The organism is Bradyrhizobium sp. (genome assembly GCF_017881085.1).
In the GTDB taxonomy this organism is placed as follows: domain Bacteria; phylum Pseudomonadota; class Alphaproteobacteria; order Rhizobiales; family Xanthobacteraceae; genus Bradyrhizobium.
In genome coordinates, this window is sequence record NZ_JADGRI010000135.1 from 1 (window position 1) to 12,999 (window position 12,999).

The following is a 12,999-nucleotide window of genomic DNA, read 5'->3' on the forward strand; positions in this document are numbered from 1 at the left end:
AGCCGCTCGCGGGCGCGGGTGAATTCCGCATAGGCGTAAGCGAGCTTCAGCCCGAACGTCACCGGTTCGGCATGGATGCCGTGGGAGCGGCCGATGGTCGGGGTCATCTTGTGCTCGAAGGCGCGCTTCTTCAGCGCTGACAGCACCTTGTCGACGTCGTCGATCAGGAGATCCGCGGCGCGGGTCAACTGCACGTTGAGGCAGGTGTCGAGCACGTCGGAGGAGGTCATGCCCTGGTGCACGAAGCGCGCCTCGGGACCGACGATTTCCGCCAGATGGGTCAGGAAGGCGATGACGTCATGCCTGGTTTCGCGCTCGATCTCGTCGATCCGGGCGACGTCGAAAATCACGTCGCGGGCCTTGGCCCAGACGGTCCTGGCGGCTTCCTTCGGGATGACGCCCAATTCCGCCAGCGCGTCAGCCGCATGCGCCTCGATCTCGAACCAGATCTTGAAGCGCGTCTGCGCCTCCCAGATGGCGGCCATTTCCGGGCGGGTATAGCGGGAAATCATCGACGACTCGTGGGGCTCTAGGGATTACGCCGCGCTTTAGCAGAGCCGCCGGGGTGAGACAAACGCCCGCCGAGGGGCCAACGGGAGCCCCGCCAAGGCCATCCAGCCGGGGGATCCCGTTAATCACGGAATATTGACTGACAGATATTGATATCTGTCAGCGAGATGCCCTATATTGGCTTCGACGCCAATGCTTGGGCGTCACCCCGGGTTCGCTGGCCGAGCCACTTACCTGGGGACTTGCAGAGGACTCCGCCATGACGATCGAAATTTTACATTTAACTGCCCAAATCCAGCGCTGGCTCAACGCCCGCGTGGCCCATCATCTTGCCGCGCAGGCCGAAAGGCTTGCCCGCTAGAGGGTATATCAATGACAATCCGCCAGATCGCTTTGCGAAAACAGACGGTGCGCGCATGAACGAGAACGTTGTTCTGACCCCTGAGCGAATTCTGGAGGTTACCGAGGACGTGCTGCGCCGTTTCGGTCTGGCGAAGGCCACGGTGGTGGACGTTGCCCGTGCGCTCGATGTCAGCCACGGCAGCGTCTACCGTCATTTCCCGAGCAAGGCGTCGCTGCGGGAGGCCGTCGCAAAGCGCTGGCTCGACCGGGCCAACGCGCCGCTCGCGGAGATCGCGGAAAGTTCGGGCCCGGCGCCGGCCCGGCTGGAGCGCTGGCTGCGCGCCATGATCGGGATCAAGTGCAAGAAGGTCTGCGACGACCCCGAGATGTTCGCGACCTACCTGGCGCTGGCGCAAGAGGCCTGCAAGGTGGTCAAGGCGCACAAGGATCGCCTGGTCGATCAGATCTCGCATATTCTGGATGACGGCGCGAAGCAGGGCGCTTTCGACGTCGCCGATACCAAAGCGACCGCGCGTGCGCTTTTCGACGCCACCAGCCGCTTCCATCATCCCGCCCATTCCGACGAGTGGAGCGATCCGGACCATGCGGCGCGAGTCGACGCGGTGCTGGCGCTGTTGCTCAGGGGCCTGGAAGCGCCGCGCAAGCGCTAGATTATTTCCCTCCCTCCCTCCCTTTACGTGCTGTCGCCCTTGTGGTGCTCCGGTTCCGCGCTCCCTAACTTCGGTCCGATTGCGCGCCTGCACTTGCCTGTTGTTTGATATCCGTCAAACCGGGCGCAGGCCCGTGGAATAGGATCGGCGCGGAGGAAATCGTGCTGCTGGCTGTTTTCGCGGATATCCATGCCAACCGGCAGGCGTTTGTCGCATGCCTCGATTATGCGCGCTCGCGCGGCGCGGAACAGATGGTTTTCCTCGGCGACTACGTCGGGTATGGCGCCGATCCCGAATGGACCGTCGAGACCGTGATGGGCCTGGTCGAGAACGGCGCGCTGGCCGTGCGCGGCAACCACGACAACGCCGTCGGCACCCCTTCCGAATCCATGAATGCCGAGGCCCAGGCCGCGATGGAGTGGACCCGCGGCAGGCTCCCGGCGGAGCAGCGGCGATTTCTGGCGGATTTGCCGCTTGAGCTGTGGGACGAAGACCGCCTCTATGTGCATTCCGAGGCCAGCAATCCCCCGAGATGGCGTTATGTCCAGAATGCGCCGGATGCCGCGCGCAGCCTCATCGCGACGCAAGCGCACATCACCTTCTGCGGCCACATCCACCGGCCGGCGCTGTATTCGATGTCTTCCACCGCGAAGATGACGAGCTTCATCCCGACCGCCGATGTTCCGGTGCAACTCTCGGGCGGGCGGCAATGGCTCGCCGTGCTCGGTTCGGTGGGCCAGCCGCGCGACGGCGACCCGGCCGCCGCGTTTGCGATGTTCGATACCGACAGCCAGCAGATCAGCTATTGCCGGGTGCCCTACGATGTCGAGGCCGCCGCGCAGCGGATCCGCGACAACGGCCTGCCGCATTGGCTGGCCGATCGCCTCGCGGTCGGGAGGTAGGCGATGGCCAAGCATTCGATTCAGCCCGGCGCGGTCATCGACGGCTTCACCATCGGGGAGTGCGTTCATAGCGGCGGCATGGCGACGCTGTGGACCGTGACGCGCCCCGATATCGCCGCACCGCTCCTGATGAAGGTGCCAAGGGTATCCGAAGGCGAGGACCCCGCCGCGATCGTCAGTTTCGAAATGGAGCAGATGATCCTGCCGCGGCTGTCGGGGCCCCATGTGCCGGCCTGCTTTGCCGCCGGCGATTTCATGCGGCAGGCCTATGTCGTGATCGAGGTCATCCCGGGCACCACGCTCTACAGCCGGCTCGGAGAACTGCCGCTGCCTTGCGAAGAGGCCGCCGCCATCGCCGGAAAAATCGCGACGGCGCTGGCCGACTTGCATCGGCAGAACGTCATCCATCACGATATCAAGCCGAGCAGCATCATGTTTCGTCCCACCGGGGAGGCCGTGCTGATCGACTTCGGGCTGTCGCATCACAACCAGTTGCCGGATCTGCTGCAGGAGGAGTTCCGGATTCCCTACGGCACCGCGCCCTATATGGCGCCCGAACGCCTGTTGGGGGTGCGTGACGATCCGCGCAGCGACCTGTTTTCGCTGGGCGTGCTGTTGTATTTCTTCACCACCGGCGTGCGGCCGTTCGGCGAGAGCGAAACCCTGCGCGGAATGCGGCGGCGGCTGTGGCGCGATCCCTATCCGCCGCGCAAACTCAAAGCCGACTATCCGCCCTGGCTGCAGGAAGTCGTGCTGCGCTGTCTCGAAATCGATCCGGTCTGGCGCTACCCCACCGCATCGCAACTGGCTTTCGAACTCGCGCATCCCGACCAGATCAAGCTGACCGGCCGGGCGGAGCGGCTGAACCGCGATCCCATCTCCACCGTCTGGCGCCGCCGCTTCAACGGCAATTTGACCCAGCAGCGCGGCAAATCCGATCTGGCCGCGCAACTGGCGTCGGGTCCGATCGTGACCATCGCGCTCGACGTCTCCGAGGAATCGCGCGAACTGAACGATGCGCTGCGCGTCACCGCCGAACGGATCCTGGCGACGCTGCCCGCGGCGCGGCTCGCCTGCCTGAATGTCCTGAAACTCGGCCGCGTCACCATCGACCGGACGCTGGACGAAGCGGGCAACAACAAGCATGTCGACCGGCTGGTGGCGCTGCGGCATTGGGCGTCACCGCTGAAGCTCGATGAAAACCGGCTGACCGTGCATGTTCTCGAGGCCATCGACCCCGCGGCCGCGATCCTGGAATTTGCGGAGGCCAACAATGTCGATCACATCGTGATCGGCGCGCGGCAAAGTTCGCTGAGGCGCACGCTGCTCGGCAGCGTCTCCGCCAAGGTCGCGGCGGAGGCGGCCTGCACCGTCACCGTGGTGCGCCCGCCGCGACTGGCCTCGCTGCACGAGCAGGCGCCTGCAACAGAGCGGCCGGCTGCGGCGAAGGTCTAGATTGCTTCGCCGCGCGCGTTTGCCGCCGCATGGCGGATCGCGGAAATGTTGGCCTTGTAGGTTTCCATCGTGCCGCCCTTGAACACCGCGGAGCCGGCGACAAAGGCGTTGGCGCCGGCGGCGGCCAGCTGGCCGGAAACATCCGGACCGACACCGCCGTCGACCTCGATGTCGATCGGGCGTCCGGCCGTCATCGCGCGCAAATCCCCGATCTTGCCGAGCGCGGAAGGGATAAAGGCCTGGCCGCCGAAGCCGGGATTGACCGACATCACCAGCACCAGGTCGATCATGTCGATGACATATTCGATCGCCGAAACCGGCGTGCCCGGATTGAGCGAGACGCCGGCCTTCTTGCCGAGGCTGCGGATCGCCTGCAGCGAGCGATGCAGATGCGGACCGGCTTCCGCATGCACCGTGATGTGATCGCAGCCGGCCTTGGCGAAGGCCTCCAGATAGGGATCGCAGGGCGAGATCATCAGATGCGCGTCGAAGATCTTTTTGGTGTGCGGGCGGATCGCCTTGATGATGTCCGGGCCGTAGGAAATGTTGGGCACGAAATGCCCGTCCATGACATCGAGGTGGATCCAGTCGGCGCCGGCCGCATCGACCGCGCGGACCTCTTCGCCCAGTCTGGAAAAATCGGAAGCCAGGATCGACGGCGCGATGACGAGGGGGCGTGACGCAAATTGGGCGGACATGTGCGCTTTTCCCGAAAATACTTTCGAAGCCTTGCAGGGAGTTCCGGGTAACACGCGCCAGCCCTGCGGGCAATGCGGGCCAATCGGCATCGTGGGGGTGGAAAAATCTGCCGCTTGCGGCATCAATTGCCGGGGCTACGGGGTCAGGCCTGCTGCGTAAAACCCATGTTTTATTGGGAATTTCGCGATGGCACGGCGTTTGCTGATCCTGATGCTGTGAAAGTAAGGCCGCGCGACTGCGGCATTTGTCGGAGTTCTGCCATGTTGCTTGCCCTTGGCGCCGCCTCGTCCGCACTGGACGCGCTGCAATCGCTGACCTCGTCCAAATCGAAGTCGCCGCAAACCACTGGCTTTACCCAGGGCTCGACCGACCCGTTCGATACCGCCAACAACTCGACGCAGACAGGAAGTCCGCCTCCAGTTGTCGGCGGTACCGGATTTACCCAGATCTCGCCGGCGACGATGAGCACGCTGATTGCGGCGCAAAGCCAGTCATCGACGGCGACCGCCACCTCGGCGGCAACGACCGCATCGGCGCCGACCGACCCATCCAGCGCGTTGAAAGACCTGTTCTCGCAGATCGACACCAACGGCGACGGCCAGATCAGCAAGGCCGAATTCGAAAATACGCTCGGCGCCGGTGGCACCAACATCGCGCAGGCCGACGACGTGTTCAAGAAACTCGACGCCAACGGCGACGGGTCGGTCAGCCTCGACGAGATGTCGAAGGCGCTGCAGGGGACGCACGGCAAGGGCGGCCACCACCATCACCATGTCGCCGATTTGGACGGAACGAACGGGGCCAGCGGCGCCAGCGGTTCGAGTTCCGGCGCCAGCGGATCGAACTCCGATGCATTGCTGCAGGCGCTGAACGGCGCGTCCTCGACCTCGGTGACCAACAGCGATGGCTCGACCACGACATCCATAACCAATGCTGACGGTTCCGTCATCACCATGACGTCGCCTGCGGCGACGAAATCATCCAGCAGCGCGACAGCCTCTTACAATTTCCTTGAGCAAATGATTCAACGTGCGGCGCAGGCGGTTTCGTCCGGAGCCACCTCGTCAGTTTCCATGAGCGTCTGAGTAGATCCGGTACACGGCAACCCGGCGGGCTACCCGAACCGGTCCCGCCAAGCCGGCAGCGCGCCCAGGAAGGGCAGCGCGTTCGCCTCGTAGACGCCTCGCGCAATCGCTCGCGCCACCACATTGGCCGCGACCATGCCGAGCTCGGTAAGGCCGGCGAGGGGATCGATCGGCTTTTCGCCGGTTGCGGCGGCGAACAGCACGTCGCCATCGAGCGGGGCGTGCACCGGATAGATCGCACGGGCAAATCCGGTCTGCGCGATCATCGCAAGCCGCTTGGCCTGCGGCTTGGTCAGCGCGGCATCTGTCACGACCACGACGAGCGTGGTGTTCTCCACCGGGGTTGCGGCAGCGCCGCCCTTGATGCGCATCGCCAGCATGTCCGGGGTGAACGTCGGCGGCAGTCCGCGGCCGCCATATTCACCGCCGATTTCAAACGGCGCCGCCCAGAACCAGGGCCCATCGCCGACCGTGACGCTGCCGACCGCATTGACCACCGCGAGTGCGGCGACCCGCACGCCATTTTGTGTCGCCGCCGACGCCGAACCGAGGCCGCCCTTGAAGTTCGCCGTGGTTGCGCCGAGCCCTGCGCCGGCGCTGCCGAGCGCGAAGGTCTCGGTTGCCGCGGCCGTCGCGGCATAGCCGAGATCGCGATAGGGCGCGAAACGGCCCCACGCCTTGTCGCCGCCGTTGAGAAGATCGAACATGATCGCGCCGGGCACGATCGGGATCACCGCGCCGCGCACCGCAAAGCCGCGGCCCTGCTCGGCAAGCCAGGCCTGCACCCCGCCGCCCGCCTCGAGCCCGAACGCCGAGCCGCCGCCGAGCGCGATGGCGTCGATGCGCTCCACGGTGTTGGCGAGGTCGAGCAGCGCGCCTTCGCGGGTGCCGGGGCCGCCGCCGCGCACGTCGATCGCGGCCACCGCGGGTCGATCGAAAACGACCGCCGTGACGCCGGAGGCGAGCGCCTTGTCATCGGCGTGGCCGACGCGGACGCCGGATATGTCGGTGAGGAGATTTTTCATCGCATGTTTCCTGCGGGACCTGAGATGACCGCAGCGCCGCGTTCGGGTCAACCTTGTCGTGCCCCGGCGGATCAATGGTCGAGGGCCATTCTCATCATTCTGGCCAGATCGGGCTTGCGATACGGCTTGGCCAGCAGCACGCCGGAGTCGAGACGACCGTGATGAACGCCCCCGCCGACCGTTGCATCATTCTTAATCGGGCCGGGAACCCGAGATAAGGCTGGCGCGCGTAACCACCCTTTTACTCACTAACCAGCATTGTCCGGTGGGTGGTTCGTAAACCCAGGCCTTCGATGTAGGCTGGCCCGGAATCGAATCGGTAGTCCGCCATGCCCCGCATTCTCGTGATTGACGACCAGGCCGACGTGCGCGCGATGATCTGCATCGTGCTGCGGGTCAACCATTTCGAAGTCGTCGAGGCCGCGAGCGCCGCCGCAGGACTAAAAGAGTTCGAGGCGTCCAAATTCGATCTGGCGATCGTCGATATCTTTCTGCAGGAAGCCAACGGCTTCGACGTCATCACGATGATGCGCGAGCGCGTCGCCAATTTGCCGGTGGTCGCGATATCGGGAATGACGGCGCTCGATTTTGTCAACGCATCGCCGGAGCTCCGCAACGTCATTTGCCTGCTGAAGCCGTTTCGCCCGAACGAACTTATCCGCGCGGTGGAAGCGGCGCGGGCGGCGTCCTGGCCGCCGGCAGCCGCTTCGGAAGATCGCGGCGCTCTTTAGCAGGGCCTAGACAAAACGCCCCGGCAAGCCGGGGCGTTGGCGTGTGACGGGATCGATGAGCCCTTACGAGCCCTTCGGATTGATTTCGGTGTAGCCGCCCTTGGAGTCCCATTTGTAGACGACATAGTCCAGTTGCTTGATGTCGCCCTTGGCGTCGAACTCCAGCTTTCCGATCACCGTATCCCAGGCGCCGCCCTTGATGGTGTCCATGACTTTCTTGGGGTCGATGGTGCCGGCTTTCTTCACCGCCTGCGACCAGACCTGCATCGCGGCGTAGGTGTAGAGCGTGTAGCCTTCGGGATCGATGCCCTTGGCCTTGAACTGCTCGACGATGGCCTTGGCGGTCGGCTTGTTGCGCGGGTCGGGGCCGAAGGTGAACAGCGTGCCTTCCGCGGCGGGGCCGGTGATCGAGGCGAACTCCTTGTCGGCCAGCGCGTCGCCGGCCATGAGCACGGTCTGCAGGCCCTGGTCACGCATCTGACGAAGGATCAGGCCGGATTCCTGGTGGTAGCCGCCGACATAGACCAGATCGATCTTTTCGAGCTTCAGGCGCGATACGATGGCGTTAAAGTCCTTGTCGCCCTTGTTGTAGGACTCGAACAGCTTTTCGGTGACGCCGGCCTTGTTGAGCGCCTTCTTGGTCTCGTCGGCGAGGCCTTTGCCGTAGGTGGTCTTGTCGTTGAGGATGGCGACGTTCTTGCCCTTGTAATTCTTGGCGATGTATTGGGCGGCGACCAGGCCCTGTTGATCGTCGCGGCCGCAGACGCGCGCCACGTTCCAGAGCTTGCGCTCCGTGAACAGCGGGTTGGTGGAGGCCGGCGTGATCTGCAACACGTTGCCGTCGGCATAGGCTTCCGACGCCGGGATCGACGACGACGAGCAATAATGGCCGGCGACGAACGGGATCTTGGCGCTGGCGATCTTTTCCGCCACCGAGCGCGCCTGCTTGGGATCGCAGGCGTCGTCCTCGACATCCAGCGCCAGTTTCTTGCCGAGCAGGCCGCCGGCGGTGTTGAGATCGGCGATCGCCATGTCGGCGCCGTTCTTCAACTGCCGCCCGAACGCGGATTCGCCGCCCGTCATCGGGCCTGCCACGGCGATGGTGATGTCCTGCGCAAAGGCCGCGGTGGACAGCGCCAAAGAAGCGCCGAATGCCAGACCGATCAGTTTCAATGATTTCATGAGGAGTCCTCGCGGGTAGATCGCTACGGGAAGCCGGGCGGGCCGGGGTTGAAAATCATGTCCATTGTCGGCTGAATTCGCGGTGAAGTCATCGGCAATTTGCAGGCGGCGCGGCACTTCGCCGCCGGGTTCACCCCCGCCGGCCGCCCTCCAGATAGGCGGCGCGGATTTCCGGACGCTGCAAAAGCTCGGCGCCGGTTCCTTCCAGCGTAATCAGGCCGTTGACCATGACATAGCCGCGATGGGCCAGCCGCAGCGCATGATTGGCGTTCTGCTCGACAATCAGCACGGTGAGGCCGTCCTGCCGGTTCAGGGTGCGGATTGCGTCGAAAATCTGGCGCGCGATCAGCGGCGCCAGGCCCAGCGAAGGTTCGTCCAGCATCAACAGGCGAGGGCGGCTCATCAGCGCGCGCCCGATTGCCAGCATCTGCTGTTCGCCGCCCGACAGGGTGCCGCCGCGCTGGGTCATGCGCTCTTTAAGCCGCGGGAACAGCGCGAAGACGCGTTCGAGCCCGGCTTCGCGCTCGGCCTCGCTGCAGTCGGTGGCGTCGGCGCCCATCTGCAGGTTTTCGGCGACGCTCATGCGCGGGAAAATCCGGCGGCCTTCCGGCGATTGCGCGATGCGCAGCCGCGCGATCTCGTGGGTAGGCACGTCAGTGATGTCGCGGCCGTCGAACAGGATTTGGCCGGAGCGGGCGTGCGGCCTGCCGAAGATCGTCATCATCAGCGTCGACTTGCCGGCGCCGTTGGCCCCGATCAGCGCGACGATCTCCCCCGGGTTGATCTTGAGATCGACGCCTTTCAGCGCCTCGATCTTGCCATAGGCCGCGCGAAGGCTGCGGATCGCGAGCAGGGGCGCGGCGGGGGGCGCACTCACGTTCCGCTCTCCATCACCGCGATCGCTTCTTCCTCGTCGGCGCCGAGATAGGCCGCGATTACCCTGGGATCATCGCGGACCTCCCGTGGGCTGCCTTCGGCGATCTTGACACCGTAATCCATCACCACGACGTGGTCGGAAATTTCCATCACCACCGACATGTCGTGCTCGATCAACAGGATCGAGGCGCCATGGTCATCGCGGATCGAGAGCAGCAATTCGCTCAAGCCCGCGCTTTCGCGCGCGTTCAGGCCGGCGGCGGGTTCGTCGAGGCAGAGCAGCGCCGGCTCGGTGCACATCGCGCGCGCGATCTCGAGGCGGCGCTGATCGCCATAGGGCAGATTGCCGGCGGCGTCGTCGGCGCGGTCGAGCAGCCCGATGCGCTTGAGCCACAGCGTCGCCAGGTCGATCGCGCGCTTTTCCGCCGTGCGCCAGGACGGCGCGCCGATCAGGCCGAGAAAGGTGAGGCCCGATGCCCGCATCAGCGCGTTGTGCTGCGCCACCATCAGGTTTTCCAGCGCGGTCATGCCGGGAAACAGCCGGATGTTCTGGAAGGTGCGCGCGACCTTCGCCTGTTTCGAAATGCGGAAGTCGTTCAGCCTCTCGAGCTGGATGGCGCGGCCGTCGTCATGCGTCAGCCGCATCGTGCCGCCGGACGGCTTGTAGAATCCGGTGATGCAGTTGAATACGGTGGTCTTGCCGGCGCCGTTCGGCCCGATCAGGGCGGTGATCTTGCGACGCTCGGCGGTGAAAGACAGGTCGTTGACGGCGACGATGCCGCCGAACCGCATGCTCAAGTGATCGACCGACAGGATGCAATTCACTCTCATCCGTGGCCCTCCTTGACGAGGTCGGACGAGATGGCCTGGCTGTGTTCGAGGTAAACGGTCGGGGCACGGTGGCCGATCAGCCCGCGCGGCCGCCAGATCATCAGCAGCACCATGGCGACGCCGAAGACCAGCATGCGGTATTGATCGAGGCCGCGGAACAGCTCGAAACCGCCGATCATGGCGAGCGCGGCGAGCGCGACGCCCAGCTGCGAGCCCATGCCGCCGAGCACGACGATCGCCAGCACCAGCGCCGATTCCTGGAAGGTGAAGGATTCCGGACTGATGAAGCCCTGGCGCGTCGCGAAGAACGCGCCGGCGAAGCCGCCGAACATGGCGCCGGTCGCGAACGCCGTGAGTTTCGTGGTGGTGATGTTGATGCCGAGCGCGCGGCAGGCGACCTCGTCCTCGCGCAGCGCCTCCCAGGCGCGGCCGATCGGCAGACGCCGCAGCCTGATCGTCACCCAGTTGGTCAGGAGCGCCAGTGCCAGGATCAGGTAGAACAGGAACACGATGCGATGGGTCGGCGAAAACTCGATGCCGAGCTTTGCCGCAAGGCCGTCATCGGCCGGGGTGAGGGGAATACCGAACAAAGTCGGACGCGGGATGCCGGAGACGCCGTTGGGGCCGCCGGTCAGGCTCTGCCAGTTGATGATGACGAGGCGGATGATCTCGCCGAATGCCAGGGTGACGATGGCGAGATAGTCACCGCGCAGCCGCAGCACTGGAAAGCCCAGCATCACGCCCCAGAGAGCGGCGAGGATGCCGGCGAGCGGCAGGCAGATCCAGAACGACAGCCCGAAGTTGGTCGCGAGCAGCGCATAGGAATAGGCGCCGACCGCATAGAACGCCACATAGCCGAGGTCGAGCAGGCCGGCGAGGCCGACCACCACGTTCAGCCCCCATCCCAGCATCACATAAGTCAGCACCAGAATGCCGAGATCGAGGATGTAGCGCTGTTGATAGAAGATCACCGGCACCAGGAAGGTGAAGATCAAGAGCAGCGGCGCGATCGCGCGCCGCGCCAGCGCAAGCGCGCTTTGCACCTTCGGCGGAACGACCATGACGGTGCCGACCGGCCCCCACCACAGCCGCAGCAATTCCACGGCGATGCTGCCGGCGAACACGGCGGCGACCATGCCTGCGAGTTCCGGAAACCGCGTCCAGTAGATCAACTGCCCCGTAGGTCCTGCTTCGGTACGGATGCCGATCATCAGCGAAAACAGCACCAGCGCGACGAGTGCGCTGATCAGGGCCTTCTTGAAGATGAAGGCGGCGATAGAGCCGCGCGACGCAGATGCCGGTTCGAGCGTGGGTGCTGTCACGCGCTCGCCCGTCAAACTTTTTCAACTTCGGGCCGGCCCAACAGGCCGGTCGGCATGAAGATCAGCACCACGATCAGGATCGAGAACGCGGCGACGTCCTTGTATTCGACCGAGAAATAGGCCGACCACATGGTTTCGATCAGGCCGATCGCAAGCCCGCCCAGCATCGCGCCGGGCAGCGAGCCGATGCCGCCGAGCACGGCGGCGGTGAACGCCTTGATGCCCGCGACGAAGCCCATGAAGAAATCCACCAGACCGTAATACAGCAGATACATCATGCCCGCGACGGCGGCGAGCGCGGCCCCGATGACGAAGGTCATGGAGATGGTGCGGTCGACATCGACCCCGAGTAGCGCCGCCATGGTCTGGTCCTGCTCGCAGGCGCGCATGTCGCGGCCGAGGCGGGTGCGCGCCACCAGCCAGGTGAAGATCGCCAGCAGCACGATGGTGGTGATGACGACGACGATCTGCACATTCGACAGCCGCACCACGAAACCCTCGTTGTCCAGCAGGGTATAGCCGCCGGTGATGATCGGCGGCACCGGCTTGACGCGGGCGCCTTGCGCGACCTGCGAATAATTCGACAGCACGAACGACATGCCGATCGCCGACAGCATCGGCGCCAGCCGGAACGAATGCCGCAGCGGCCGATAGGCGATCCGCTCCACGGTCCAGCCGTACAGCGCCGTGATCGCCATCGACACCAGCAGCACGATCAGGAGGATCAGGGGGACCGCGGTCAGCCCGAGCGAGACCAGCACCAGGAACGAGATCAGCGCGATGAAGCCGCCGATCATGAAGATGTCGCCATGAGCGAAATTGATCATGCCGACGATGCCGTAGACCATGGTGTAACCGATGGCGATCAGGCCGTAGATCGAGCCGAGTACGAGGCCGTTGATCAGTTGCTGGGCGAAATAATCCATGCGCTGCCGTTGTTTGGAGCATTTTCCGGCAAAGTGGAATCCGGTTTGCCGCAAGAAAATGCCCACTTTAGTAAGTCGCGGCGATGGCCCCGGCAGCCGGAACGACGCGTCCCGTTTTCTAACAGTGGGAACCCGGGGCGGCAACAGCGTGGGGTGCGGCTTAAACGGCTTGTACAGAGCCAGTTTTTTTGCCCGAGTTCCGGCCGCCACGGTCGCAACAAACCAACGCCACGCAAGAACCACCGGGGAACTGAATTCTCCCAGAAACCAATCCCGGCCTTTGCAGTTATCCCTGACTGCGTTCAACCAGGGAGATCCAGATGACCAACCAAACCCAGAACCCGGGCCAGCAGAACCAGAACCCGGGTCAGAAGCCCGGCCAGCAGCAGGGCGGCGGCCAGAAGCCCGGACAACAGCAGCAGGATCCGAGCCGTCAGGGCCA

At 64.7% G+C, this 12,999-nt stretch carries 13 protein-coding genes; 5 read left to right on the top strand and 8 right to left on the bottom strand.

The window, feature by feature from the left end; genetic code table 11:
- Nucleotides 1-512, bottom strand: a 512-nt coding sequence (locus tag QZ213_RS14490; RefSeq protein WP_291686768.1) for a lyase family protein, incomplete at its 3' end; no start/stop codon positions are given.
- Nucleotides 513-926: 414 nt separating this feature from the next.
- Between QZ213_RS14490 and QZ213_RS14495 the strand changes: the two genes are divergently transcribed.
- The 3 genes from QZ213_RS14495 to QZ213_RS14505 all read left to right on the top strand — a co-directional run bounded on the left by QZ213_RS14495 (nucleotide 927) and on the right by QZ213_RS14505 (nucleotide 3,880).
- Nucleotides 927-1,523 carry a TetR family transcriptional regulator gene (locus QZ213_RS14495; protein WP_291686769.1) on the top strand — a complete coding sequence of 199 codons (597 nt, stop codon included), beginning with the start codon at nucleotides 927-929 and terminating at the stop codon, nucleotides 1,521-1,523.
- 161 nt (nucleotides 1,524-1,684) lie between these two features.
- A complete protein-coding gene (locus QZ213_RS14500) occupies nucleotides 1,685-2,425 on the top strand; it encodes a metallophosphoesterase family protein (protein WP_291686770.1) in 741 nt (246 codons plus the stop codon).
- Nucleotides 2,426-2,428: 3 nt separating this feature from the next.
- Complete coding sequence (locus QZ213_RS14505; protein WP_291686771.1) at nucleotides 2,429-3,880, top strand: bifunctional serine/threonine-protein kinase/universal stress protein; 1,452 nt, start codon at nucleotides 2,429-2,431, stop codon at nucleotides 3,878-3,880.
- On the opposite strand, the gene rpe is transcribed toward QZ213_RS14505, so the two are convergent.
- Nucleotides 3,877-4,578 carry a ribulose-phosphate 3-epimerase gene (gene rpe / locus QZ213_RS14510; protein WP_291686772.1) on the bottom strand — a complete coding sequence of 234 codons (702 nt, stop codon included), beginning with the start codon at nucleotides 4,576-4,578 and terminating at the stop codon, nucleotides 3,877-3,879. The genes QZ213_RS14505 and rpe overlap by 4 nt on opposite strands.
- A gap of 261 nt (nucleotides 4,579-4,839) precedes the next feature.
- Here rpe and QZ213_RS14515 point away from each other — a divergent pair, with 261 nt between their 5' ends.
- Nucleotides 4,840-5,664, top strand: a complete 825-nt coding sequence (locus QZ213_RS14515; protein ID WP_291686780.1) for an EF-hand domain-containing protein — start codon at nucleotides 4,840-4,842, stop codon at nucleotides 5,662-5,664.
- A 29-nt stretch (nucleotides 5,665-5,693) separates the two neighbouring features.
- Here the strand turns inward: QZ213_RS14515 and QZ213_RS14520 are convergent, their stop codons facing one another.
- Nucleotides 5,694-6,689 carry a P1 family peptidase gene (locus QZ213_RS14520; protein ID WP_291686773.1) on the bottom strand — a complete coding sequence of 332 codons (996 nt, stop codon included), beginning with the start codon at nucleotides 6,687-6,689 and terminating at the stop codon, nucleotides 5,694-5,696.
- Between the two features lie 329 nt (nucleotides 6,690-7,018).
- On the opposite strand from QZ213_RS14520, the gene QZ213_RS14525 reads away from it, so the two are divergent.
- Complete coding sequence (locus tag QZ213_RS14525) at nucleotides 7,019-7,420, top strand: response regulator (protein WP_291686774.1); 402 nt, start codon at nucleotides 7,019-7,021, stop codon at nucleotides 7,418-7,420.
- A 63-nt stretch (nucleotides 7,421-7,483) separates the two neighbouring features.
- Here the strand turns inward: QZ213_RS14525 and QZ213_RS14530 are convergent, their stop codons facing one another.
- From QZ213_RS14530 to QZ213_RS14550, 5 genes are all read right to left on the bottom strand, one after another.
- A complete protein-coding gene (locus tag QZ213_RS14530) occupies nucleotides 7,484-8,602 on the bottom strand; it encodes a branched-chain amino acid ABC transporter substrate-binding protein (protein WP_291686775.1) in 1,119 nt (372 codons plus the stop codon).
- A gap of 130 nt (nucleotides 8,603-8,732) precedes the next feature.
- Nucleotides 8,733-9,479 (bottom strand): ABC transporter ATP-binding protein, encoded by a 747-nt coding sequence (locus QZ213_RS14535; protein ID WP_291686776.1) that lies wholly within the window; start codon nucleotides 9,477-9,479, stop codon nucleotides 8,733-8,735.
- A complete protein-coding gene (locus QZ213_RS14540) occupies nucleotides 9,476-10,309 on the bottom strand; it encodes an ABC transporter ATP-binding protein (RefSeq protein ID WP_291686777.1) in 834 nt (277 codons plus the stop codon). Before QZ213_RS14540 ends, QZ213_RS14535 begins: the two co-directional genes overlap by 4 nt.
- Nucleotides 10,306-11,631 (bottom strand): high-affinity branched-chain amino acid ABC transporter permease LivM, encoded by a 1,326-nt coding sequence (gene livM / locus QZ213_RS14545; RefSeq protein WP_291686778.1) that lies wholly within the window; start codon nucleotides 11,629-11,631, stop codon nucleotides 10,306-10,308. The genes QZ213_RS14540 and livM overlap by 4 nt, the downstream gene beginning before the upstream one ends.
- A gap of 11 nt (nucleotides 11,632-11,642) precedes the next feature.
- Nucleotides 11,643-12,557, bottom strand: coding sequence for a branched-chain amino acid ABC transporter permease LivH (locus tag QZ213_RS14550; RefSeq protein ID WP_291686779.1), 915 nt, complete (start codon nucleotides 12,555-12,557; stop codon nucleotides 11,643-11,645).
- Between the last annotated feature and the right edge of the window lie 442 nt (nucleotides 12,558-12,999).